Origin of the sequence: Halobaculum litoreum, assembly GCF_030127125.1 — an archaeon.
Taxonomy (GTDB): Archaea; Halobacteriota; Halobacteria; order Halobacteriales; family Haloferacaceae; genus Halobaculum; species Halobaculum litoreum.
In genome coordinates this window covers 1,228,630-1,250,318 of sequence record NZ_CP126156.1, presented here as the reverse complement: position 1 = coordinate 1,250,318, position 21,689 = coordinate 1,228,630, and the positions used below count along the sequence as shown (strand labels likewise).

Genomic DNA, 21,689 nt, shown 5'->3' with positions numbered 1-21,689 from the left:
CGCGGGTGTGCGACACGCCGTCCCGCGGATCCCGGAGCGTGTCGCCCGCCCGCCGCCGCACAGAACCGGTTGCGACGCCACGCTACGGCACGACGTCGCGACCCCGCGGCCAGCCGCGACGTTGAAACCCGGCAGGCACCTACGCCACGGTATGGCCGAGGACGCGGACCCGCTCGCCGACGTCGACCCCCACCGACACCCGGTGATCCTGTTCGACGGTGTCTGTAACCTCTGTCACCGGACGATCCGGTTCCTCGTTCGCCACGACGACGCCGGCGTCTTCCGGTTCGCGCCGCTGGACTCCCCCGTGGGGCAGGCGCTCCTCCGCGAGCGCGGGCTGCCGACCGCGGACCACGACTCGTTCGTGCTCGTGGAGGGCGACGAGACGTACCGGAAGTCGACCGCGGCGCTGCGGGTCGCCCGTCGCCTCGGCCTCCCGTGGCGCCTCGCGTGGGCGGGCCGGTGGCTCCCGCTCGGCGTGCGCGACGCGGTGTACGATCTGGTCGCCGAGTACCGGTACGACGTGTTCGGGAAGAAGGACGCCTGCGAGGTGCCGGAGCCGGAGGTCAGGGAGCGCTTCGCCGAGCGCGCGCTGGAGTGAGCGTCGGCGCGGGCGCCGGCGCCTACAGCACCGTCGCGCCCGAACCGACCTCCGTCTGGTAGGCGCGCGCGCCGACCCCGGCGTCGGCGAACGCCTCGACCGTCGCCGCGGCGACGCTCCGCCGGCGCCCCGGTTCACACACCGCGAGGACGCTCGGCCCGGCGCCGCTGACCGTGACGCCGGTCGCGCCCGCGTCGAGCGCCGCCTCCCGGACGTCGGCGTACCCCGTGATCAGCTCCGCGCGCGCCGGCGTGACGACGGGGTCGTCCATGCCGCGTCCGACCAGCTCCGGGTCCGACCGGCACATCCCCGCGGTGAGCGTGGCGGCGTTGCCGACCGTCTCGACGTGGTCCGCCATCGACAGCGACTCCGGCACCACCCGGCGGGCGTCGCGCGTCGAGACGACGACCTCCGGGAGACACGCGACCAGCGGGAGCTCCGCGTCGACGCTCGTGGCGCCGTCGTCGCTGCGGACGACGGTGAACCCGCCGAGCAGGGCGGGGGCGACGTTGTCGGCGTGCGCCTCGCCGGAGACGACGGCCTCGCCCTCGGCGGCGACCGGGACGAGGTCGTGTGCGCTGTACCCCCTGTCGTACAGGTCGTTCAGCGCGACCGCCGCCGCGGCCGCGGAGGCGGCCGACGAGCCGAGCCCCGAGGAGGGGCGCACGCCCTTGTCGATGTGGATGTGGGCCGGCGCGTCGAGCGCGTCGGCGACGGCGCCGACGACGTTCTTCTTCGGCTCGGTCGGGATGTACCGGGCGCCCGCCCCGCTGACCTCGATCGTCGTCTCCTCCGCGCGCTCGACGGTGACGGTGTCGGCCGGGTGCGAGAGGGCGACGCCGAAGGTGTCGAAGCCGCTGCCGAGGTTCGCGCTGGTCGCGGGTGCGCGGGCGGTAACCATGCCGCGTGGGTCCGGCCCGGCGGTCAAAAGGGTGCCGTTCGACGCGAACGTGGTCGCTCCCGGCGGCGGTCGGCGACGGCCGGCTCAGCGGCGCGCGACGACGAACACCAGCGGGCCGACGACGCACAGCACGATGCCGAGGAAGAGGTAGTGGACGGGGACCAGCGACTGCGGCGTCAGCAGGAAGATGATACCGAACAGCATCGTGTTGAGCGCCATGGCCTTCCGCGAGACCGGCAGCGTCGCGAGCGTGGTCAGCACGAACCCGAGGAGCAGCGCCTGTCCGACGTTGTACGGGAGCAGGAAACTGTCGACGACCTGGAGCGGAATCATCTGTTGGTAGGAGTTCGCCCCGGGCGCCGCATTAACGTTCCGTTCTCGCTCGTTTCTCCCGGCGCGGTCGCGGTCACTCGCGGCCGGCCCGGCCCCGTTGCCACCGGTCGAGCGGCGCCGCGAGGAACGGCACCGTCATCTCGGCGGGGTGTTGCCCGCCGTGGGTGCCGACGAACCGGAGTTCGCGCTCCTCGGCGCCGAACCAGACGGACCGATCGCGGGGGATCACGACGAGGTCGCCGACGCGCTCGCGCAGCAGGGCGGACGGCTCGCCCGGACCGAACAGTTCCGCCTCCAACGCCTCCGTGCCGGTCAACACGCGCGCGTCGACGTCGGCTTGCCGGAGGTGTGCGCGCGCTCGTTCGACGCTCGCGCCGTCGCGCAGGTGGAGGTGGACGTTCCGCGGCCCGCCGGTCGGCCGGATCGGCGTGTCGTCCGGGTGGGTGTCGCGCGCGCCCCACACCGCCGGGAGCTCAGCGAGGTCGACGGCGGCCTCGGGGTCGACGTTCACGTGGCCGTGGTCGGCCGTGAGGACGACGAGCGTCTCCGCGGCCACCGCGGGGTCGACCCGCGCGAGCTCGCGCTCGACGGTCGCACACACCGCCTCCAGCTCGGCGTCGTACAGGTCGGAGGTCGTCCCCTCGCGGTGGGAGGCGCCGTCCACGTCGGACCAGTAGGCGTACACGTACGTCGGCTCCGTGGCCGCCTCGAGCAGCCGTCTGACCGTCACCGCCAGTTCCGGGAGCGACCCGCAGCCGTGGATCGTCGCGCCCGCCATCGCGGCCTCGGAGTACGGCCCCCCCGGCGATCCGCTCGTGCTGGACGGCGTGGCTGTCGACCCCGGCGGCCGCGAGCCGTTCGTACACCGGCTCGGCGTCGAACAGGTCGTCGCCGGTCACCGCGCCGTCCGTGGCCTCGCCGAGGTCGTCGCCGTCGCGCGCGAGGAACGGGAGGGGGGTTCCCCGTGACCCCCGCGTCCCGGAACAGCACGTTCCACCCGAGCAGCCCGTGCTCCGCGGGCGTCGCTCCCGTGTGCATCGTCGTGATCGCGGCGGCCGTCTCGCTCGGGTACACGGACGTCAGCCGGGACGCCCGACCCGCGGCCCCGAGGGTGTCGAGCAGCGGGACCGACTCGCGACGGGCGCGGTAGCGGTCCCACCCGAGACCGTCGACGAGGACGACGACCACGTTCGAGTACTCGCCGTCCGGGACGGTGTCGCTCGGGAGCCGACGGCCCGCGTCCGCGCCGAGCACGCTCGCGACCGTCCCGGGCACGTTCGCGAAACAGTAGTCCGCGTACGCCGGGAACAGGTAGTCGTCGTCGGGGAGCCGCTCCTCGGCCGCCTCGTCCGTCCCGGGTCCGCGGTCGGGGGCGTCGTCGCTCACGGGCGTCGTGTCACGGAGCGGTCGCGAAACCCTTTCGGCTCGCCGCTGGGTCAGCGGTCCGTCGCGTCCTCGCGTGCGGCGTCCGCGGTCGCGCCGTCGTCGGCTGCGTCGGCGCCGTCGCCTCCTTCGCCGCCGTTCGGTCGGTCACCCTCGCCGGGGCCGCGCTCGTCGCTGTCCCGGTCGACGCCGCGGCTCGCGCCCGGTCCGGTGATGTCGAGCGGCCGGATCCAGCCGTACCACACGAGGAACACGGTGAGCCCGTAGCCGGCGATGAACACGAGCCGGCCGAGCCCGTTGTAGCCGAGGACGCCGAGCTGTCGACGGACGATGCCGGTGCCGGCGATCCCGACGACCAACACCGCCGCCAGCAACAGTCGGTCGCGGGTGAGTCGGTCGCGGAGCCGCGTGTTGTCGGCCATGCCGTACACTCGGGCCTCCGGAACCGAGAACCCCGCGGTTCGCCGCGGCGACGACCCGCACGGCTCCACAAGCCATTTGGCCCGTCGCCGACCTGCCTCCGCATGCAGTACCGAGCGGTCCCCGACGACCACGAGGCGGCGTTCGACGCCGCGCTGGTGTACGCCTTCTCGCCCGAACGCGGCCCAGACTACTCCCCCGACGGCCCGGACCGGCCCGCGTCGTTCCACGCCCGCGGCCTCTACGACCCGCCGGACGGGCGAGCGGCCGAGGGGGGCGACCCGGTCGCCGACGACCTCGCGGTCGTCTGCGGCTACTACGACTTCTCGGCGCGGATCCGCGGTGCGTTCCGGGACGTGGCCGGCGTCTCGGCGGTCGCCTCGCCGCCGGAGTACCGCCGCCGGGGACTCGTGCGCGACCTGCTCACGGATGTCCACCGGGAGCTCCGCGACGACGGGGTCGCGTTCGCCGCGCTCTGGCCCTTCGAGTTCCCGTTCTATCGCCGGCTGGGGTACGCCCGCGTCAACGACACGTCGCGGATCACCGTCCCGCCAGACGCCCTCGCGTCGGCGTGTCCGGAGCCGGCGGGGGCGTTCGAACGGCTCGACGCGGACGACTGGCCGCGACTCGACGCGGTGTACGACGCGTGGGCGAGCGACGACCTGCGTCTGGACCGCGGCGAGGACTGGTGGCGCTGCCGCGTGTTCCAGTCGTGGGACACCGACCCGTACGTGTACGGCTGGACCGCGGGCGACGCCGGCGACGCGTTGGGCGGGTACGTCGTCTACACCGTTACCGACGACGACGACGGCAAGACGATGGCCGTGAGCGAGTTCGCCCACCGCGACCGCGCGGCCCGGGACCACCTCCTCCGGTTCTGCCGGACGCACGACTCGCAGGTCGAGCGCGTCCGCATCCCCGGCCCGGCCGACACGCGGCTGTTCGACGAGTTGGACGACCCCCGGGCCGCCGAGACGACGGTCCGCCCGGGGCCGATGGTTCGGCTCGTCGACGTCGCGAGCGCGCTCGAAGCGCTCGCGTACCCCGATGGGGTCGCGACGGACGCCGTCCTCGACGTGACCGACGGGACGTGTCCCTGGAACGACGGCGCCGTCCGCCTCCGGGTCGCCGACGGGCGCGGGTCGGTCGCTCCGGCGGAGCCGGGGCGGCCGACGCGTCGCTGGACGCCGGCGCGCTGGCTCGGCTCGCGGTCGGCTCCCACGACGTCGACCGGCTCGTCGCCCTCGGCGCCGTCACCGTCGCCGACGATCGCGCTCGCGAGGCGGTTGGAGCCGCGTTCCCGCCGACCGATCCGTTCCTCCGGGAGCACTTCTGAGCGACGCGGCCGATCGATTCGTCAACGTCGAGCGACGGGATACGATACAGTAGATTGATACTAATTCGTTGATACGTTGCCAGTATGAGAGCGCCCGAGGTGGACGTGAGCTGTCCCGAGTGCGGGTCCACGCACACCGTCAATCGACGGGACGCGCGGGTTCGCTGTGACTGTGGCGTGGAAGTCGCGGTCACCGTGACTCGGATCCGGTGACGTCGGACGGATTGCGCCGCCTCGGTGGCGGCGACGTGGAAATCGAAAACTGTGGTCGGCGGTCGGACGACGCTACGGCGCGGTGTCCTCGGCGAGGACCTGGGAGGTCTCGCCGGTCGCGGAGGTCCAGACGACGCGGACGGCGTCGCCCGTGCTAATTCCAGGGTTCGCTCGGAGCGTGTAGCCGGCAGAGACCGAATCTGCACCGGCGTTAGCGTAAGACGTGCCGTTAACGGTCAGGTTCAGATCGGCATCACCGGGGATCGTCTCTCCGCCAGTGTGAGTCGCGTTTACTCCCGTACTGTTGTAGTCGAACTGGAAGTTCGCGTTCGGTGCGGTCTGCTGGACGCTGTTGCCGAGGCCGAGGACGAACGATCCGATGACCGCCGCGAGGATCACCGTGATCGCCACCATCAGGATGACGCCGATGACGGGGGACACGGCTCGGTCGTCGTCGAGTAGTCGTGTGATATCCATGGTTGCAGTACACGGCGAGCGGGGGACCCGCTGACGCCCTGTGTCGGCCGAACCTCTCCTCGGGACCGACTTCAATGCGGCGCCCCAGCTATCCACGCTGATACCGCCGCGTGATCGACGGACTACGGTCGACGGCGACGCCGCGAGCAACGACCCGGCGGTCGGATCGACGGAATCCAGATGAAGACGACTCTGTGCGGTGTAGGATACGGAAATTGGGTGGCTGGGGAGCCATACGGCCCAATTTCATCCGGCCAGTCAGCAGCCGGATAGTGGATGGGCCAACGCGGATTTGAACCGCGGACCTCCCGGTTATCAGCCGAGCGCTCAACCTGACTGAGCTATTGGCCCAGGTGAGCGCATTCAGTCGTAGTGGGAGGGATTGGTTAAGCGTTTCCGTTCGCCATCGCCGCCACGTCATGCGGTTGCACGACCCGGGGAGCGGTCGCCACGGCGGTCACCGTTCCCGCTCCGAGTCGTCGTCGACCTCCTCGAAGTCCACGTCGACCACGTCGTCGCCGGCGGACGACGACCCGCCGCCGAAGTCGACGCGCCGCGCGCCGTCGGCGCCCGTCCCGCTCCCGTCTCCCGCGTCGGCGTTCGGGAAGCCAGCGGTCCAGACGTTCCCGGTCACGAAGCCCTCGGCCTGGTTGTCGAGGTACGGGACGACCACGTAGCGCCGGAGCGCCTCCCGGATCGGGTACCGCGTCGGCGGCAACGCGAGGAGGAAGCCCAGCGCGTCGGTGACGAGGCCGGGCGTGAGGAGGAACGCCCCCGCGGCGATGAGCAACGCGCCGTCGAGCACCTCGCCGGTCGGCACCTCCCCGGCCGCCAGTTTCCGCTGGACGGCACGCAGCGTGTGGCGCCCCTCGGCGCGCACGAGCAGCATGCCGAGCAGCCCCGTGAGGACGACGAGCGCGACCGTCTGCACCGGGGTGATGATCTCCGCGGCGACGTACAGCAGGAACGCGGCGTCCGCGAGCGGGATCGCGAGCAACGCGACGAGCAGGTAGCGGACCCGGATGCGCATACCACGCGTTCCCCGCGCGGCGTGTATAGCCCTTTTCGTTGTCACACCGCGATCGCCACGACCGTGCCGCGGACCCGTGTGCCGGTGATCGTGCCGGTGGCTGTCGGCCGCCGGGGCCCGCTCGCGGGGCGACCCCGCCCGCGAACGCCGACTTTACCCCCGGGGGACCCCGAACGTCGGTATGACCGCCGAGACCCGCGTCGAGTGGCGCGAGTGGGGCCCGGACGCGTTCGCGGAGGCCGACCGAACCGACACGCCCGTCCTCATGTTCCTCACCGCGACGTGGTGTGACGACTGCCACCGGATGCTGGTCGAGACGTTCGGCGAGCCCCGTATCGCCGCCAACGTCAACGACGGCTTCGTCCCCGTGCGGGTCGACGTCGACCGCCACCCCCGGGTCCGCGAGCGCTACAACATGGGCGGGTTCCCCTCGACCGTGTTCACCACGCCCGCCGGGGAGCTGCTCACCGGCGCCACGTACCTCGGCCCCGAGGGGTTCCGCTCGGTGCTCGACCGTGTGCGCGAGACGTGGGACGACAACGGCGAGTCCGCCGGTCGCGTGCCGCGTGCGCTCGCGGGCGACGAGACGCCCCACGGCCCGGTCACGTCCGCCATCGAGGAACACCTCGCCGGCCAACTCGACGCCCAGTGGGACCCCGAGTTCGCCGGCTGGGGCGACGACGCGAAGTTCCCCATGCCCCGGACCGTCGAGTTCGCCCTCAAGCGTGACCGCTCGAAGGCGACCCGGACGCTCGACGCCGTCGAGCGCAACCTCGTCGACGACGACGGCGGCGTGTTCCGGTACGCCGGCGCGCGCGACTGGTCGGACCCGGCCCGCGAGAAGCTCCTCGCCGACGACGCGGGCGTCCTCCGCGCGTTCGCCAACGCCTACCTCTACACCGGCGACGAGTCGTACCGCGACGTCGCCGACGGGGTCCGCGCGTTCCTCGACGCCGACCTGTGGTCGGGGTTCGCCTACGGCGCCAGCGTCGGCCCGGCGGGCGACCGCACCGACCTCACCGCCTACGCCGGCGGCAACGCCCTCGCCGCCGACGCCCTGCTCACGCTCGCGGCGTACACCGACGACGGGGCCGCGCTGGACGCGGCCGAGAACACGCTGGCGTACCTGCGCGAGACGCTCGTCGCCGACGACGGGACGGTCCGCCACGCCGACGCGGCCGACACCGAGACGGACCTGCTGTCGGACGTGGCGCGCGTGACGGCGGCGTTCTGCCGCGCGGCGTCCGTCCGCGGCGCGGGCGTCGACGTCGCCCGCGCGGTCGCCGACCGCGGCCTCGACGTGCTCGGCGACGCGGACGCCTTCCGCGACGGGCCCGCCGCGGGGGCGGGGATGCTCGACCGCCCGCTGCGCCCCATCGACGGCGTCGTCGAGTTCGCCGACGCGCTCCTCGACCTCGCCGCCCTCACCGGCGAGGACCGCTACCGGGAGCGGGCCGAGGCCGCCGTCGGCGCCTTCGCCGGGGCGACCGAGCGCATGGGCGTGCAGGTCGCCGGCTACGGCTCCGTGGCCGCACGCCTCGTGGGCGACCCGCTCGTCGTCGACGTGGGCGCCCCCGCCGGCTCGGACCTCCACCGGGCGGCGCTTCGCGTCGCCGACCACGAGAAGGTCGTCGTCCCGGACAGCGACCGGATGCCCGACGGGACAGCCGGGCTCCGCGGCCGTGACGCCGCCCCCGCGGAGTCGCCCGACGACCTGATGCGGCTGGTGGCGGACACCGCCCGGTAGCCCCGCACCGCGGCGACGCGCCGCGCTCGATAAACCGGGGAGCGTTTTTGACCCCCCGGCCCCTGCCGCGTGTATGGCAGACCTTCGCGACCTCGGCCTCTCCGAGTACGAGTCACGGGCGTACCGGGCGCTGCTCGACGCCGGCCCGGCAACGGCCAAGGAGTTGTCCGAGGCCAGCGGCGTCCCGATGGGGCGCGTGTACGACGTACTGAACAGCCTCGAGCGACACCGTCTCGCGCGGAGTCAGGCCGCGAGTCGGCCGAAGAAGTACCTCGCCGTCGAGCCGGACGCCGCCCTCGACCGCCTGCTCGACGAACGCAAGCGCGAACTCGACGAGCAGGCCGAGCAGTACGAGGCCGTCGTCGAGGAGCTGTCGACGGAGCTGGAGGCGGGCGACCCGCCGGACGAGCAGTTCTGGACGGCCGCGCTGGGCCCCGAGGAGACCGCCGACCTGCTGCTCGAACGGCTGTCGGCGGCCGACGACCGCGTGGTGATGATCGCGGCCGCGCCCGCCTCCGGGCTCGACATCGGCGACGCCGGCGAGTCCGTCGCCGAGGAACTGGAGGCGGCGCTGGCGCGCGGCGTCGACGTGTCGCTGCTGTTGTCGGAGGAACTGCCCGCCCAGCTCCCCGAGAGCGTCGGCGAGCGCTACTTCGAACGGATGGCCGACCACCCGAACTTCGACGTGCGGACGGCCGCCGGGCTGCGGGGGACGTTCACGCTCGTCGACGACGCGGAGGTGTGCATGGAGGTGCCGAGCCCGGTCGACCCGGGCGAGTCGTTCGCGATGATCGACCTCAAGGACCCCGAGTTCGCCGGCGACGTCCGACGGACGTTCCGCGAGCGGTGGGCGGACGCCTCGCCGCTGTCGCTGTAGTCGGCGGCTCCCGCGTGTCCGCGGGCTCCCGGACGACGAGAACGGGCGGGAGAGCCGGCGTCAGTGGCGCAGTTCGTCCCGCAGCGTGCCCATCGTGACCTCGCGCTCGGCGTGGGCGTTGTGCTGGTGGATCGACTCGTCGTTCGACTGCTTCATGTGGACCACCACCTCGTCGTCGAGGTGGTCGTACGTCTCGACGACGTCCTCGGCCATCGTGCGGACGCAGTCCTCGACGAACTTCGCGTCGGCGTGCGCCTCGTACGTCATGTGGTCCTCGTCGGGGCGCTTGGCGTAGTTGTAGATGCGCGCGCTCATCGAGTCGCGGGCGGTCTCGATGACGTCGAGCAGGTCGACCTCGGGGGTGCCGTCGGCGGTGAACGTCAGCGTCGCGTGGCCGCGCTGGGAGTGTCCCGGCTGGGGGACGGCCTCGAGGAACGCCTCGGCCGTCTCGTCGTCGACGCCGAGGTCGTCCAGCTTCTCGCGGGCCCGCGACTCGGACATCCCCTGCGAGCACGGACACACCGTCATTCCGGTGACCTCCGCGCCGATCTCCTCGTGGGTCCCCTCCTCGTCGGCGACCGCGCTGGCGACGACGGTGAACGTGGACTGCGTCTCGCGGCCGGACGCCGGCGTGTCCTCCCGGGTCGCCAACTCCGCCGTCATCTCGATCTCGGCGGTCGTCGTGTAGTCGTGCTTCTCGAGCAGCCGGTCGGCGGCGTCGCCGCAGACGTCCTCGATGCGGTACGCCTCCTCGCGCGTCGCCGCCTCCAGCACCTCGTCGATCACCTCCATGTTCCGGCTCATGTCGATCCCCTTGCGCTCGCCCGGGAGGTCGACGAACACCGAGAACTCCGCCATGAACACCCAGGGACGGTCCTCGCCGCGGTCGATCTTCACGAGTTTGTCGACGCCGGTCACGCCGACCTGGCTCAGCCCGACGGAGACGTCCGGCCGACTGGCCTGCACGTCCGGCAACTGGTGGCTCATTGAGTGAATACGTACACGGGACGACGGCGATTAGTGGTTTCGAAAGGTGAAGCTTCATGGCGTTGCACCCCGGTCCCCGACCGCCTTCGGCGGGCGCCTACGGCCAGTCGTCGCGCGAGTCGTCCTCGAAGGGGTCGGTCCCGTCGTCGGGGTCGGTCGTCGTCCACCCGGCCGCCTCCGCGGCCTGCTCCAGCGGGAGAAACTCCCACCCGCACTCCTCGGCGACCGCGCGGTCGTCGTCGCCGACGCCGACGAACACGTGCCGGTCGGTGTCGAACTGCCGTTTCACGTTCTCGAGCGACTCGCGGACGCCCCGCGGGCCGGAGAAGAAGTCCTGCCGGACACGGTGCTTGCGGGTGAAGTTGGTGACGACGTACGTGGGCTTCTCGGACACCACGCCGACGTACTCCGTCCACCCTCTGGCGTCGTTGAACACCGCGTTCGGGTCCGCCAACGACTTGAGCGCGTCCAACTCGAACGCGAGCGTCATGTCGCTCGAACCGGCGTTGTCCATGCCCGTCCTCCGAGAGTAGCGCCGAAAACGGTGTCGGTCCGCGGGCCGGTGACCCGCCGCCCCGTCCGCGGGTTCGGGCGGCGGCCGGGCGTCGGCGTCCGACCGCTCCGTCCCGTCTCTCCCTTCGGGACGGCTCGACGCACCGCCGGCGCCGACGCTGTGGACTCGTCCGGCGTCGATCGGAGAAGCGACGGGAGCGGGTCGTCGCGAACGTCGCGGGGTTACTCGGCGGTCGCGCCCTCGGTCTCGAGGTCGTCCACCGAGAACCCGTCGGTCATGAGCAGGTCCGTCTGGCCGCTCACGTCGACCTGCTCGCGCATGAGCTGTTTGTACGCCGACTGCGGGGCGAGGTTCCCGATGAGCACGCCGCCGACGATCTTGCCGTCCTTCAGCGCGAGGCGGCGCCACTCGTCGTCGCCGAACTTCTTCATGACCTCGTCGTCGCCGAGCGTCGGGTGGCCGAAGGAGAGGAACGGGAAGTCGAAGTGCGTGATGGAGTACGAGGAGACCCAGCGGAACTCCTCGGAGCCGTGGTCGATCATGTTCTTCGCGGCGATGGTGCCCTGCTCCTTGGCGCTCCCCCACGCGCCGTTCTGCGCCTGCTCGCCGAGGATCACGTCGTGGAAGCGGGTGATGTCGCCGGCGGCGAACACGTCCGGGTCGCTCGTCTGCATGAACTCGTCGACGACGATGCCGTCGTCCGTCTCGATGGGCGTGTCCTCGACGAGTTCGGTGTTGAGGTTCAGCCCGATGGCGACGCCCGCGAAGTCCGCCTCGAAGCGGTCGCCGTTGGGGTCGACCGCGGCCGTGACGTGGCCGTCGTCGTCCGTCTCGAAGTGGTCGACGCCGGAGTCGAACACGGGTTCGACGCCGCGCTCGCGCATCGCCTCGTGCATGATCTCGGCGCCCTCCTCGTCGAGCGCGTAGCGCCACCAGGAGTTGCCCCGCATCAGGTACTTGCCCTCGACGCCCTGCGCGCCACAGATCGCCGCGAGGTCGATGCCCAGCAGCCCCGCGCCGACGATGACGGCGTCCTCGGCGGACTCGGCGGACTCGCGGATCCGGCGGGCGTCCTGGAACGTCCAGAAGTGGTGGACCCCCTCGGCGTCGCTCCCCTCGACGGGGAGCTGCTGGGGCGTGCCCCCGACGGCGAGCAGGAGTTTGTCGTACTCCAGCACGTCGCCGGTGTGGGTCTCCACCTCGTGGGCGTCCGTGCGGATGTCGACGACGAGCGTGTTCAGCTCGAGGTCGATGTCACGCTCCTCGTACCACCCGTCGTCGTGGATGGAGATGGGCGCCTCCGGGAGCTTCCCCTTGGCGAACTCCTTGATGAGGATGCGATTGTAGAGGGCCTCTCCCTCGTCCGTGATCACGGTGATGTCGGCGTCGGGCTCCTCCTCGCGGAGGGTCTCGGCGGCGGAACTGCCGGCGATCCCGTCGCCGATGATGACGAACGACTCGCTCATACCCGGGCTTCGGATTCGGGGTTAATGTGGGTTGCTATCGACGTGAGGCTTCACGCCAGTCCGTACCACGGGTCTCTCGGGGGCCGAGCGCGCGGTTCCGCGGCCGGTCGGGTCCGCCGGTTCGCCGCACATTCAAGAGCGTCCGGACCCAACGCTGGCGTATGAAGCTCCGGCAGAACGTCCGCCACTGGGCCGCCAAGCGCGCCCTCACGACGCCGGTCGTCGGCGGCTACGTCAACGACAAGCTCGTCGGGATGCACACCGACATCTTCCTCGGGAAGACCGAGGAGGAGAACCGCGAGGCGCGCCGCGCCCACCTCGACGACTTCTTCGACGCGACGATGGACACGTACGTCGCGGCGCTGGAGGCCGGCTTCCCGGAGGCGGAGGCCCGCGAGATCACGCACGTGCAGGCCAACTTCGACTTCTTCAACCACGGCTGGGCGGAGATGATGGAGATCCCGGCCGACGAACTCGAGGAGCACTACCGGCGCTACCAGCGCTTCTTCGAGCGCCACGGGATCACCATCGACGACCCGCTCGGCGACTTCCGCCCCGCCGACGGCGTCGCCGAGGCGCCGAGCACGCCCGAGCGGATGGAGGAGGGAGCGTTCGAGAACGCGGTCGCCGGGTTCGCCGACGACGCGTACGTCGAGGCCCCCGACGGCGAGATGCACGTCGGCGGCCGCGAGGAGCCGGCGGACGTGGACGTGACGATGGCGCCCGGCGCCGAGGAGGCCGACCTCGACGACGAGGCGAAGGCCGACTGACGCCGGCCGCGACCCCGCTCGCGACGACTACGCCTGCCAGTCCGGGTTCGGCCGCGGCGGGCTGAACACGTCGACCCCCTCCACGACTTCCTCGCCCCTGTTCTCGGCGCCGTGGACCTCCTCGCCCGCGAGCACGTAGGAGTCGCCCGCCTCGCAGACGACCTCCTCGCCGTCGGCGAGCAGGAACGTGAGCGTCCCCGCGGTGACGAACCCGGCCTGTTCGTGGCGGTGGCTGTGCGAGGGGAACGTCCGCGCCGGGCTCGATGGTGAAGTGCTGGACGCTCATCGCCTCGCCGGTCGCGAGCTGTGCGAGGTGGACGCCCGGGACGGCCTCGGTGTCCCCCGCGGGGTCGTGTGGTTCGTGCTCCATACGACACCCGCCGGCGCGGCGCGACTTAGTTCCGCGCCCGCGCCGCCCCGTCGGCCCCCCGGCGCGGCGGCGGGCTGGCAAAGGTTCAATCGCCACGAGGCGCAAGGCCGGGTATGTACGCCGTCGTCGGCTGTCGCTCCTGCGGCACCTACTGGCTGCTCTCGGACCCGGACGCCCAGGAGTCGGCGACGTGTCCGAAGTGCGCGACGCGCCACCCCACGAAGCGACTGAAGCGGTTCTACGAGACCGACGACCGCGCGGCCGCCGCGCAGGCGCGGGCGAAGCTCCTCGCGGACGAGCGCGGCGACGCCGACGCGTTCGAGCGCGCCGGCACGGTCACCGAACTGGAGCGGGCCGTCGAGGAGTTCGACGGCGCCGTCGACGACCGCGAGTACCTCGAACGCGCCGGCCTCGACGCCGACGCGGTCGCCGCCGCCGGCGAGGCCGACTCGGACGCGTCGCGCTCGCGTGACGAGGTCGTCCGCGACGCCCTCCGGGAGGGGCACCGGACGGAGGCGGCCGTCGTCGAGTACGCGACCGACCACGGCGTCCCCGCGGACGCCGCCCGCGACCTCCTCGACCGCCTGACGCGGCGGGGCGAGGCGACCGAGTCGCGCGGCGAGTATCGCCTGCTGTAACCGCCCCGGAGCGTTTATCCCGGCCCGGTCGGGAGCACGGGTATGTCGCACAGCGTCGTCGACGCGCTCGCCCTCGCGACGGTTCGAGCCGGTCGCCTCGTCCAAGTCGAGGCGGCCCCCGGGGAGCCGCCGTACGCGGCGCTGTTGTTCGTCGCCACCTTCGTCTCGCTGCTGGGGGTGTTGCTCACGATGCACGGCGCGGCCGCCTACGCCCTCCTCGTGTGGGAGGGCGCAGCGGGCGTCGCCGCGTGGGTGTACCTCCACCCGGCGGTCGGGGCGTTCTTCTTCGCCGCCGCGGCGTTCCAGGCGCCGCTGGCGGCCCACCTCTGGGGCGACCCGCTCAGGGTCCGGCCGCGGCTGGTGTGGCTGATCCGGACGCTGGCGGCCGCCGCCGACGAGCGTTGACGGGGTAGCTCGCGGTCGATCCCGGCACCGACTCGGCGGGGGGACGCTACCGACCGAGGTCGGCGTGGGCCGACGAGAGGTTCCGCGAGGCGAGCGCCGACAGCAGCGACAGCTCGCCCGCCAGCGCCGCGACCGCGACGCACTCCGCGAGCGCGTCGGCGTTGCTCCCCGCGGGGTCGCCCCCGCCGCGGACCCCGAGCACGTCCAGCGCCTCCGACTGGGTGGGGAGCTTCGTCCCGCCGCCGACCGTCCCGACTTCGAGCGACGCGACGGTGACGGAGACGTACAGGTCGCCGTCGGCGTCGACCTCGGCGGTGGTGATGGCGTTCGCGCCCTCGACGACCTGCGCGGCGTCCTGCCCGGTGGCGAGGAACATCGCCGCGACCATGTTGGCGACGTGGGCGTTGAAGCCGAGGCTCCCGGCCTTCGCCGAGCCGACGAGGTTCTTGCGCGTGTTCACCTCGGCGACGGCCTCCGGCGTCGTCTTCAGCGTCCGCTCGACCGTCTCGCGCGGCACCGTCACGTCGGCGGCGACGGTGCGCCCGCGCCCCTCGACGGCGTTGACCGCGGCGGGCTTCTTGTCCGTACAGAGGTTCCCCGAGAGCGCGACCAGCGAGGCGGTCGTCTCGGCCTCGATGACGTCGCAGGCGGCCTCGGTGGCGATCGTGGCCATGTTCATCCCCATCGCGTCCTTCGTGTCGTACGCGAACCGGACGAACACCGTGTTGCCGACGACGTACGGCGTCGCCTCCTTCAGTTCGCCGTGGCTCGTCGTCGCCTCGGCGGCCTCCCGGAGCGTGTCGACGTTGTCGCGCACCCACGACGACAGCGCCTCGGCCTCGGCGACGTCGGCGACGCGGAAGGCCGGCGCGCGTGTCATCCGGTTCTTGAGGACGCGGGCGCCCGCGCCGCCGGCGGTGTTGAGCGCCGCACACCCGCGGTTGACGGAGGCCAGCAGCGCGCCCTCGGTCGTCGCCATCGGGAGGTAGTGTTCGCCGGAGACGGCGCCGCCGTCGATGTCGACGGGGCCGACGACGCCCAGCGGGATCTGGATCGCGCCGACCATGTTCTCGATGGCGCTGTCGGCGACGGCCGCGTCGAACGCGTAGTCGCCGCTGGTCGAGAGGTCGGCGCCGGAGTGCTCCTCGACGAGCAGGCGGCGCGCGGCGGCCGCGGTGTCGGCGTCCGCGTGCTCCTCCAGCTCGTACAGACGGAGGTCGCCGTCGCGCACGCGCTCGGCGAGCGCCCCGGCGTCCGTGTCGGTCATACGGAGGTGTGGTGGGTGGTGTCGCTAAGGCGTGTCGATCCGCGGGGTCGTCGCGGGCGACCGGGACGCCGAGGCCCCTCCCGAACGGTTAATCCCACACCACCCACGACAACGGACCATGACCGAACCAGCGGACCTCGTCGTCGTGAACGCCGAGGTACACACGCTCGCCGAGCCCGACGAGACGTACGACGCCTTCGCGGTGCGCGACGGCCGCGTCGTCCGCCTCGGCACCGACTACGACGTGGGGTTCCTCGCGGGCGCGGGGACGGAGACGCTCGACGCCGAGGGACGGGTCGCGATCCCCGGGCTGATCGACGCCCACACCCACCTCCTCAACGCCGGCCGGACGCTCGTCCACGCGGACCTCTCGACGGCCGACTCCCCCGGTGAGGCGGTCGACCGGCTCCGCGAGCGCGCGGCAGAGGTGGACACCGACGCCGGCGAGTGGGTGCTCGGTTTCGGCTACGACGAGTCGACGTGGAACGAGTCGCGCTACCTCACCCGCGAGGACCTCCACGCGGTCAGCGAGACGGCGCCCGTCGTCGCGTTCCGCGAGGACATGCACGTCGCGAGCGTCAACGACCCCGTGTTCGACTTGCTCGGGGGCGAGATGCCCGACGGCGACGTCCGCGTCGAGCGCGGCGAGCCGACCGGGGTGATCGTCGAGGAGGCCGTCGACCCGGTGTACGAGGCGATCGAACCCGACGCCGACGAGGCCGCGGAACTGGTCCGCGCGGCGCAGGCGACGGCCAACGCCCGCGGCGTCACGATGGTCCACGACATGGTGCGCCGGTCGAAGGCGCCGGAGGTGTACCGCGCGCTCGACCTCGCGGACGACCTCACCCTCCGGGTGCGGATCAACTACTGGGCCGACCACCTGGACTCGCTGATCGACGCCGGTCTGCGGACGAACCACGGGAGCGACATGGTGGCGACGGGCGCGGTGAAGTCGTACACCGACGGCACGTTCGGCGGCCGGACCGCGAAGCTCCACGAGCCGTACGCCGACGACGCCGAGGAGACGGGGACGTGGGTGCTCGACCCCACGGAGATCGACGACCTCGTCTCGCGCGCGGACGCCCACGGCTTCCAGGTGACGCTCCACGCCATCGGCGACGCCGCCGTCGACGCCGTGCTCGACGCGTACGCCGACACCGACGCGCCGGGGGAGTCGCGCCACCGCGTCGAGCACAGCGAACTCGCGAGCGACGACGCCATCGAGCGCATGGCCGACCTCGGCGTCGTCGCGTCCGTGCAGCCGAACTTCCACAAGTGGGGGTTCGAGGGCGGCCTGTACGACGCGCGCCTCGGCGACCGCCGCACCGACGCCAACCGCCTCCCCGCCTACCGCGCGGCGGGCGCGCCGCTGGCGTTCGGCAGCGACTGTATGCCGCTCGACCCGCTGCTGGGCGTCCACTACGCGGTGAACGCGCCCAGCGAGGAGCAGTCGCTGAGCGTCACCGAGGCGCTGCGGGCGTACACCGCGGGCGCGGCGTACGCCGGCTTCGACGAGGACCGCCTCGGCACGCTCGAACGGGGAAGCGCGCCGACTTCGTGTCCTCGACGGGTCGCCGTGGGACGACCCGGACGCCGTCCGCGACGTCGAGGTCGCGCTGACGGCCGTCGACGGCGACGTCGTGTACGACGACCGCTGAGGCGGGGGCGGCGGGGCGCTACGCCGACAGGTCGCTCGCGTCTGCGGGGTCGACCGGCTCCGCGGCGAGCACCTGCAGCGTCCCGTCGACGGTGACGCGGATCGCGTCCCCGTCGCACGGCAGGTCGAGGCGGACGCGCAGGGGGTCCTCGGCGACGACGGTCGTGTGCACGTCGCTGACGGTCCACGGGTGCGTCCAGAACGGGTCGGTCGTGAGGTCGACGCCGCGCTCGGCGAAGAAGGTCAGCACCGGCGCGGTGTCGAGGAGGTTCACGCCGACCGCGCTCGTGAGGCGGTTGTCACAGCGGCCGCAGACGTGTTCGACGGCCACCTCCTGTCCGGGCATCGCCGTCTCCGTCGTGACGCTCGTCTCCATCCGGCCCATACACTCGGGGCAGACGCCGTCGGCCGCGAGACAGTAGTGGTGGCGGACGTGGTGGTGGAACGCGTCGAGGAACTCCGCGGGCGTCCGGTCTGCGAGGCCCCCGGGCGGGAACGGGTAGTTCACCGGGGTGCGCCCGCAGTCGGTGCAGGCGACGGTGAGCAGTTCGTTCGCGTAGCGCGCCTCGAGGGCGCCGCCGCACTCGTAGCAGTCGCCGGGCGCGTCGAACGGCCCGAGTTCGCTGCGTCCGGTGAACGTCCCGGCGAACACCGAGCGGACGACCTTCCACCCCGGCGTCCGGAACTCGTACCCCTCGACGCAGTCCTCGGCGGCGTCGACGGCCGGCTCGCACTCGACCTTGCGGACGAAGTGGTCGAGCAGTTGCTTCAGGTGGTAGTTGAAGTGGGCGCTGTCGTCGAGGTCGACGCGGTCGTACAGCTCCGAGAACTGGATCGGGGTGTCGTCGACGCACTCGACGGTCGCCTCGTGGAGCGCCTGGAGGATCTCGATGCGCGTCTCGTTGCCGAGGAGGGCGAACGCCTCGGCGGGCGCGAGGTCCGCCCCGTCGGCGCGGTCGACGCGGTCGTCGACGGATCGGCTCATGGCGGCACGTGCGTCGGCATCGGCCAAAGCCGTTGGGTCGCCGGCGGACCGGCGGGCCGCCCCCGACGGCCGTCGCCGCGACCCCGCTCACCCCAGCGACAGCCGAACCGCGGCGTCGTCGCCGTCGACGGCGGCGTCCTCCTGTTCGGCGAAGGCGTCGCGGAGCCGCTCCCACGTGTCGTCGAGCGCCTCGACGATCACCTTGGTGTCAGCGATCACCGGCATGAAGTTGGTGTCCCCCTCCCACCGGGGTACCACGTGCGTGTGGAGGTGGTCGTCGATCGACCCGCCGGCGGCCGCGCCGCCGAGGTTCAGGCCGGCGTTGACGCCGGCGGGGTCGAGCGCGTCCTTCAGCGCGCGGACCGTCCGCTGGGTCAACTGTGCGTGGTCGAGGAGCACGTCCCCGTCGAGCGCCTCGTAGGCGCCCTCGTGCACGCGCGGGATCACCATCGCGTGACCGGGGTTGTACGGGTAGTTGTTGAGGAGGACGAACGCGTGCGCCGAGCGCGCGACGATCCGGGAGTCGCGGTCGGCGTCCCGCTCGGGGAGGACGCAGAACGGACAGCCGTCGATCCCCCCCTCGTCGCCGTCGCGTTCGACCCACTCGATCCGCCACGGCGCGAACACCTGATCCATGGTCGGCGCTCGCCGGGCCGACCCTTCAACCCCACGCGTCCCCCGCCGCCGAACGACGGCGCTCCCCGGATCCGCCCGCCTCTGGCGGGATAGCTCCCGTTCGGCCGGTCTCGGGCGCGGTAGGCAAAGGTTTATGGGCCACGTACTACCTTTATCGGCTTCAGCGTTGTAGACGGGAGCGCATGGCGACCCAACCCTCCGATCCCGACCACGTCACCGAGCGCTGTGTCGACTGTGGCGGGGAGACGACGCACGACGTGCGGGTCGAGATCCGCACCGAGAGCGAGAAGGAGGAAAACGCCGAGTTCTCCCGCGAGCCCTACCGGATCACGACGTGTAACGAGTGTGGTGCCGAGACGGCGACACGGATGAACAACGCGTAGTACCCACCTGCCTGCACCGTACGACCATCCCGCGGGGCCGATCAGGAGCGGCCCGGGGGGACCTTCGACCGCGTTCACCGCCCCCCAGCGACCGCGCCCGCCGCCGCCTCAGGAGAACAGCCCGGCGGTCGTGACCTCGACGCCGTCCTCGGTGACGACGAGGGTGTGCTCCGCCTGGCTCACCAGCTCGCCGTCCTGTTCCTTGAGGACGGGGTACCCCTTCACCGCCCCCTGCCGGACGAGCCGCCGCAGCGCCATCTCGTCGCGCGAGGAGTCGAGCCAGCGCGCGGCGAACGGGAGGCCGTCGAACTCGCGGACCTGCTCCAGCGCCTGTCGGGCCGCGCGGTTGCGCACGGAGACGTCCTGCGTCAGCTCGAAGATCTCCTCGTCGGTCCCCTCGCCGACCTTCCCGCGGCCGGTCGTCGCGAACGGCTCGATGGCGACGACCTGCCCCGGCTCCAGTTCGACCGAGCGGTCGACGCCGCGGTTCGGGACGTTCGGCCCGGTGTGGGCGTCGAACCGCTCGACGCCGTGGCCCGAGAGGTTGTAGACGGGCGTGTAGCCGTACGCGTCGATCACGTCCTCGATCTCCGCGCCGATCTCGCCGACGGGGACGCCGGGGCCCGCGGCGTCGACGGCGGCGTCCAGCGCCTGCTCGGCGGCCTCCACCAGCTCCGTCTCGCCGGCGAGGTCGACCGTCACCGCGGCGTCGGCGATGTAGCCGTCGACGTGGACGCCGATGTCGAGACAGACGACGTCCTCGCCGAACTCCGTGGGGTCGTCGCGCTCCGGCGTCGCGTGGCTCGCCTCCTCGTCGATCGAGACGTTCACCGGGAACGCGAGTCCGGCCCCCGCCTCGCGGATGCGCTCCTCGGCGTACTCGGCGACCTCCAGGTGCGTGGCGCCCGGCTCGACCATCTCGCGCGCCTCGCCCATCACGGTCGTCAGGATCTCGCCGGCCTCGCGGTACTTCTCGAGGACGTCCTCGTCGAGGGCAGTCATGCGCGGGCGTTCGACTGAGGCGGGGAAAGGGGTTGCGCTACCGCCGTGTGCGAGCGGCGCGCGTCCCCGCGACCGACTCGACCGATCGACGCCGACGGACGGGTCGGTCTCACGGGAGCCGCCGGGCGACGGGATGCCGGCGATCCGAGCGACGGCGACGGGATCCGGCGGCGGCGGGCCGCGCCGGCCCGGGTCTTCGGTCGGCCCCCCGCGTCAATTGTTTACTCAATAGTCCTATTAGGCGGCGTTTTTACCCTCCGGGGACGTGGATCCGCCGATGAGCGCGCCGCGATTCGGGCCGGAGGTCGAACAACTCCATAGACGGGTCGACGTGTCAGCGTGGTCGGACGTCTACGTCGTCGGCGACGTACACGGGTGTCCGGACGAACTCGACCGCCTGCTGGCGGCCCTCGACGTCACCGACGACGACCTCGTCGTGTTCGTCGGCGACCTCGTTCGCAAGGGCCCCGACAGCAAGGGCGTGGTCGAGCGCGTCCGCGACGCCGACAACATGCTCACCGTCCGCGGGAACAACGAGGAGAAGCTCCTCCGCGGGGACAAGGAGCTGCCGGAGCTGACCGACGACGACCTCGACTGGATCGCGTCGCTCCCGGTCGCCATCTCGTGGGCCGGCGACGACGACACCCACGGCGCGCTGGTGGTCCACGGCGGCGTCGACCCGCGGGTCCCGCTGACGGAGCACTCCGTCGACGACCTCCAGAACAACCGCTCGCTCCAGCCCGGCGGCTCCTACGGCGACCGCCCGTACTGGTGGGAGCAGTACGCCGGCCCCGAGCGCGTCTTCTTCGGGCACACCGTGCTCGCGCGCCCGGTCGTCCGCGAGTTCGCGGTCGGCCTCGACACCGGCTGCGTGTACGGCGGCGACCTCACCGCCTACGACTGGCGCCGCGACACGTTCCACTCGGTGTCGCCCGAGGGGACCGCCGAGGAGCGAGCCGAGCGAAAGATCCTCGAACCGCCGTTCGGCACCGCCTCGACGACCGGCGGCCACACCCTCGCCGTCGAGAGCGAGTCCGACTGACCGACACTCGCCGCGCCCCCGCGCCCCCGCGCCGACCCGCCGTCCTCCGTGGCGCCGTCTTCGCGTCCCGGTCGGCCGGTTCCCCGCGCCCCCGTCCCGCGGCCTCCTCCGGAGTACACGATCTCCCCGCGAGCGCCGCGGCCGCGACGCCCGGTCGCTACATAGCTCCCACCACGAGTACGGACCGGTCCGTACCGAACTGACGGGAACGCTTACGCCCCGTCGTAGTGACGTTCGACCAACGACGCT

At 72.3% G+C, this 21,689-nt stretch carries 22 protein-coding genes, 1 tRNA gene and 4 pseudogenes; 11 read left to right on the top strand and 16 right to left on the bottom strand.

Going from position 1 to position 21,689, the window contains the following annotated elements:
- Positions 1 to 151 precede the first annotated feature (151 nt).
- Entirely contained in the window at positions 152 to 601 is a 450-nt protein-coding gene (locus P0R35_RS06730; protein WP_284014420.1) for a thiol-disulfide oxidoreductase DCC family protein, read from the top strand.
- A 22-nt stretch (positions 602 to 623) separates the two neighbouring features.
- Here the strand turns inward: P0R35_RS06730 and P0R35_RS06725 are convergent, their stop codons facing one another.
- From P0R35_RS06725 to P0R35_RS06715, 3 genes are all read right to left on the bottom strand, one after another.
- Positions 624 to 1,502 (bottom strand): homoserine kinase, encoded by an 879-nt coding sequence (locus P0R35_RS06725; RefSeq protein WP_284014419.1) that lies wholly within the window; start codon positions 1,500 to 1,502, stop codon positions 624 to 626.
- Between the two features lie 84 nt (positions 1,503 to 1,586).
- A complete protein-coding gene (locus P0R35_RS06720) occupies positions 1,587 to 1,835 on the bottom strand; it encodes a DUF8006 family protein (protein WP_284014418.1) in 249 nt (82 codons plus the stop codon).
- A 73-nt stretch (positions 1,836 to 1,908) separates the two neighbouring features.
- The gene (locus P0R35_RS06715) at positions 1,909 to 2,613 is read right to left on the bottom strand and encodes an alkaline phosphatase family protein (protein WP_284014417.1); all 705 of its coding nucleotides are present in this window, start codon (positions 2,611 to 2,613) and stop codon (positions 1,909 to 1,911) included.
- Positions 2,614 to 2,662: 49 nt separating this feature from the next.
- Between P0R35_RS06715 and P0R35_RS06710 the strand changes: the two genes are divergently transcribed.
- Positions 2,663 to 2,803, top strand: coding sequence for a hypothetical protein (locus tag P0R35_RS06710; protein WP_284014416.1), 141 nt, complete (start codon positions 2,663 to 2,665; stop codon positions 2,801 to 2,803).
- A 58-nt stretch (positions 2,804 to 2,861) separates the two neighbouring features.
- Here P0R35_RS06710 and P0R35_RS16620 read toward each other — a convergent pair.
- A pseudogene (locus tag P0R35_RS16620) lies at positions 2,862 to 3,023 on the bottom strand (alkaline phosphatase family protein); the annotation flags it as partial.
- 248 nt (positions 3,024 to 3,271) lie between these two features.
- Complete coding sequence (locus P0R35_RS16280; RefSeq protein ID WP_321170452.1) at positions 3,272 to 3,640, bottom strand: DUF7996 family protein; 369 nt, start codon at positions 3,638 to 3,640, stop codon at positions 3,272 to 3,274.
- Between the two features lie 102 nt (positions 3,641 to 3,742).
- Here P0R35_RS16280 and P0R35_RS06700 point away from each other — a divergent pair.
- Positions 3,743 to 4,974: pseudogene (locus P0R35_RS06700) on the top strand (GNAT family N-acetyltransferase).
- 285 nt (positions 4,975 to 5,259) lie between these two features.
- Here P0R35_RS06700 and P0R35_RS06690 read toward each other — a convergent pair.
- From P0R35_RS06690 to P0R35_RS06680, 3 genes are all read right to left on the bottom strand, one after another.
- Positions 5,260 to 5,664, bottom strand: coding sequence for a type IV pilin domain-containing protein (locus P0R35_RS06690; protein WP_284014415.1), 405 nt, complete (start codon positions 5,662 to 5,664; stop codon positions 5,260 to 5,262).
- Between the two features lie 277 nt (positions 5,665 to 5,941).
- Positions 5,942 to 6,015 (bottom strand) — tRNA-Ile (locus P0R35_RS06685).
- A gap of 106 nt (positions 6,016 to 6,121) precedes the next feature.
- A complete protein-coding gene (locus P0R35_RS06680; RefSeq protein ID WP_284014578.1) occupies positions 6,122 to 6,688 on the bottom strand; it encodes an FxsA family protein in 567 nt (188 codons plus the stop codon).
- Positions 6,689 to 6,875: 187 nt separating this feature from the next.
- Between P0R35_RS06680 and P0R35_RS06675 the strand changes: the two genes are divergently transcribed.
- Together P0R35_RS06675 and P0R35_RS06670 are read left to right on the top strand one after the other, a co-directional pair.
- The gene (locus P0R35_RS06675; RefSeq protein ID WP_284014414.1) at positions 6,876 to 8,441 is read left to right on the top strand and encodes a DUF255 domain-containing protein; all 1,566 of its coding nucleotides are present in this window, start codon (positions 6,876 to 6,878) and stop codon (positions 8,439 to 8,441) included.
- A 73-nt stretch (positions 8,442 to 8,514) separates the two neighbouring features.
- Positions 8,515 to 9,318 carry a TrmB family transcriptional regulator gene (locus tag P0R35_RS06670; RefSeq protein ID WP_284014413.1) on the top strand — a complete coding sequence of 268 codons (804 nt, stop codon included), beginning with the start codon at positions 8,515 to 8,517 and terminating at the stop codon, positions 9,316 to 9,318.
- Positions 9,319 to 9,378: 60 nt separating this feature from the next.
- Here P0R35_RS06670 and mptA read toward each other — a convergent pair whose 3' ends face one another.
- The 3 genes from mptA to P0R35_RS06655 all read right to left on the bottom strand — a co-directional run bounded on the left by mptA (position 9,379) and on the right by P0R35_RS06655 (position 12,285).
- The gene (mptA, locus tag P0R35_RS06665) at positions 9,379 to 10,305 is read right to left on the bottom strand and encodes a GTP cyclohydrolase MptA (RefSeq protein ID WP_284014412.1); all 927 of its coding nucleotides are present in this window, start codon (positions 10,303 to 10,305) and stop codon (positions 9,379 to 9,381) included.
- Positions 10,306 to 10,402: 97 nt separating this feature from the next.
- Entirely contained in the window at positions 10,403 to 10,819 is a 417-nt protein-coding gene (locus P0R35_RS06660; RefSeq protein WP_284014411.1) for a DUF7124 domain-containing protein, read from the bottom strand.
- Between the two features lie 221 nt (positions 10,820 to 11,040).
- Positions 11,041 to 12,285, bottom strand: a complete 1,245-nt coding sequence (locus tag P0R35_RS06655; RefSeq protein ID WP_284014410.1) for an NAD(P)/FAD-dependent oxidoreductase — start codon at positions 12,283 to 12,285, stop codon at positions 11,041 to 11,043.
- Between the two features lie 161 nt (positions 12,286 to 12,446).
- Here P0R35_RS06655 and P0R35_RS06650 point away from each other — a divergent pair, with 161 nt between their 5' ends.
- Positions 12,447 to 13,055: a DUF6149 family protein gene (locus P0R35_RS06650; protein ID WP_284014409.1), complete on the top strand. Its 609-nt coding sequence runs from the start codon at positions 12,447 to 12,449 to the stop codon at positions 13,053 to 13,055.
- 27 nt (positions 13,056 to 13,082) lie between these two features.
- On the opposite strand, the pseudogene P0R35_RS06645 reads toward P0R35_RS06650, so the two are convergent.
- Positions 13,083 to 13,425 (bottom strand): annotated as a pseudogene (locus P0R35_RS06645) (cupin domain-containing protein).
- A 113-nt stretch (positions 13,426 to 13,538) separates the two neighbouring features.
- On the opposite strand from P0R35_RS06645, the gene P0R35_RS06640 reads away from it, so the two are divergent.
- Positions 13,539 to 14,063 carry a DUF5817 domain-containing protein gene (locus tag P0R35_RS06640; protein WP_284014408.1) on the top strand — a complete coding sequence of 175 codons (525 nt, stop codon included), beginning with the start codon at positions 13,539 to 13,541 and terminating at the stop codon, positions 14,061 to 14,063.
- Positions 14,064 to 14,105: 42 nt separating this feature from the next.
- Positions 14,106 to 14,468 (top strand): hypothetical protein, encoded by a 363-nt coding sequence (locus P0R35_RS06635; RefSeq protein WP_284014407.1) that lies wholly within the window; start codon positions 14,106 to 14,108, stop codon positions 14,466 to 14,468.
- A gap of 46 nt (positions 14,469 to 14,514) precedes the next feature.
- Here the strand turns inward: P0R35_RS06635 and hmgA are convergent, their stop codons facing one another.
- Entirely contained in the window at positions 14,515 to 15,735 is a 1,221-nt protein-coding gene (gene hmgA, locus P0R35_RS06630) for a hydroxymethylglutaryl-CoA reductase (NADPH) (protein WP_284014406.1), read from the bottom strand.
- A gap of 118 nt (positions 15,736 to 15,853) precedes the next feature.
- Here hmgA and P0R35_RS06625 point away from each other — a divergent pair.
- Positions 15,854 to 17,393: pseudogene (locus P0R35_RS06625) on the top strand (amidohydrolase).
- 18 nt (positions 17,394 to 17,411) lie between these two features.
- Here P0R35_RS06625 and P0R35_RS06620 read toward each other — a convergent pair.
- Both P0R35_RS06620 and P0R35_RS06615 read right to left on the bottom strand, forming a co-directional pair.
- On the bottom strand, positions 17,412 to 18,377 hold the full coding sequence (locus P0R35_RS06620) for a winged helix-turn-helix domain-containing protein (protein ID WP_284014405.1): 966 nt from the start codon (positions 18,375 to 18,377) through the stop codon (positions 17,412 to 17,414).
- Positions 18,378 to 18,464: 87 nt separating this feature from the next.
- Complete coding sequence (locus P0R35_RS06615; RefSeq protein ID WP_284014404.1) at positions 18,465 to 19,013, bottom strand: HIT family protein; 549 nt, start codon at positions 19,011 to 19,013, stop codon at positions 18,465 to 18,467.
- A gap of 182 nt (positions 19,014 to 19,195) precedes the next feature.
- Between P0R35_RS06615 and P0R35_RS06610 the strand changes: the two genes are divergently transcribed.
- Positions 19,196 to 19,396, top strand: coding sequence for a DUF7835 family putative zinc beta-ribbon protein (locus tag P0R35_RS06610; RefSeq protein ID WP_284014403.1), 201 nt, complete (start codon positions 19,196 to 19,198; stop codon positions 19,394 to 19,396).
- 108 nt (positions 19,397 to 19,504) lie between these two features.
- Here the strand turns inward: P0R35_RS06610 and map are convergent, their stop codons facing one another.
- On the bottom strand, positions 19,505 to 20,398 hold the full coding sequence (map, locus tag P0R35_RS06605; protein WP_284014402.1) for a type II methionyl aminopeptidase: 894 nt from the start codon (positions 20,396 to 20,398) through the stop codon (positions 19,505 to 19,507).
- A 277-nt stretch (positions 20,399 to 20,675) separates the two neighbouring features.
- On the opposite strand from map, the gene P0R35_RS06600 reads away from it, so the two are divergent.
- On the top strand, positions 20,676 to 21,440 hold the full coding sequence (locus P0R35_RS06600; RefSeq protein WP_284014401.1) for a metallophosphoesterase family protein: 765 nt from the start codon (positions 20,676 to 20,678) through the stop codon (positions 21,438 to 21,440).
- Positions 21,441 to 21,689 lie beyond the last annotated feature (249 nt).

Excerpts from the sequence above, each read along its gene's own strand:
- P0R35_RS06725 (WP_284014419.1), bottom strand. The coding sequence starts at position 1,502 with ATGGTTACCGCCCGCGCACCCGCGACCAGCGCGAACCTCGGCAGCGGC.
- P0R35_RS06660 (WP_284014411.1), bottom strand. The coding sequence starts at position 10,819 with ATGGACAACGCCGGTTCGAGCGACATGACGCTCGCGTTCGAGTTGGAC.
- P0R35_RS06730 (WP_284014420.1), top strand. The coding sequence starts at position 152 with ATGGCCGAGGACGCGGACCCGCTCGCCGACGTCGACCCCCACCGACAC.
- P0R35_RS06675 (WP_284014414.1), top strand. The coding sequence starts at position 6,876 with ATGACCGCCGAGACCCGCGTCGAGTGGCGCGAGTGGGGCCCGGACGCG.
- map (WP_284014402.1), bottom strand. The coding sequence starts at position 20,398 with ATGACTGCCCTCGACGAGGACGTCCTCGAGAAGTACCGCGAGGCCGGC.
- P0R35_RS06650 (WP_284014409.1), top strand. The coding sequence starts at position 12,447 with ATGAAGCTCCGGCAGAACGTCCGCCACTGGGCCGCCAAGCGCGCCCTC.
- mptA (WP_284014412.1), bottom strand. The coding sequence starts at position 10,305 with ATGAGCCACCAGTTGCCGGACGTGCAGGCCAGTCGGCCGGACGTCTCC.
- P0R35_RS06715 (WP_284014417.1), bottom strand. The coding sequence starts at position 2,613 with ATGGCGGGCGCGACGATCCACGGCTGCGGGTCGCTCCCGGAACTGGCG.
- P0R35_RS06610 (WP_284014403.1), top strand. The coding sequence starts at position 19,196 with ATGGCGACCCAACCCTCCGATCCCGACCACGTCACCGAGCGCTGTGTC.
- P0R35_RS06615 (WP_284014404.1), bottom strand. The coding sequence starts at position 19,013 with ATGGATCAGGTGTTCGCGCCGTGGCGGATCGAGTGGGTCGAACGCGAC.
- P0R35_RS06720 (WP_284014418.1), bottom strand. The coding sequence starts at position 1,835 with ATGATTCCGCTCCAGGTCGTCGACAGTTTCCTGCTCCCGTACAACGTC.
- P0R35_RS06600 (WP_284014401.1), top strand. The coding sequence starts at position 20,676 with ATGAGCGCGCCGCGATTCGGGCCGGAGGTCGAACAACTCCATAGACGG.
- P0R35_RS16280 (WP_321170452.1), bottom strand. The coding sequence starts at position 3,640 with ATGGCCGACAACACGCGGCTCCGCGACCGACTCACCCGCGACCGACTG.
- P0R35_RS06670 (WP_284014413.1), top strand. The coding sequence starts at position 8,515 with ATGGCAGACCTTCGCGACCTCGGCCTCTCCGAGTACGAGTCACGGGCG.
- P0R35_RS06620 (WP_284014405.1), bottom strand. The coding sequence starts at position 18,377 with ATGAGCCGATCCGTCGACGACCGCGTCGACCGCGCCGACGGGGCGGAC.
- P0R35_RS06640 (WP_284014408.1), top strand. The coding sequence starts at position 13,539 with ATGTACGCCGTCGTCGGCTGTCGCTCCTGCGGCACCTACTGGCTGCTC.
- P0R35_RS06690 (WP_284014415.1), bottom strand. The coding sequence starts at position 5,664 with ATGGATATCACACGACTACTCGACGACGACCGAGCCGTGTCCCCCGTC.
- hmgA (WP_284014406.1), bottom strand. The coding sequence starts at position 15,735 with ATGACCGACACGGACGCCGGGGCGCTCGCCGAGCGCGTGCGCGACGGC.
- P0R35_RS06635 (WP_284014407.1), top strand. The coding sequence starts at position 14,106 with ATGTCGCACAGCGTCGTCGACGCGCTCGCCCTCGCGACGGTTCGAGCC.
- P0R35_RS06655 (WP_284014410.1), bottom strand. The coding sequence starts at position 12,285 with ATGAGCGAGTCGTTCGTCATCATCGGCGACGGGATCGCCGGCAGTTCC.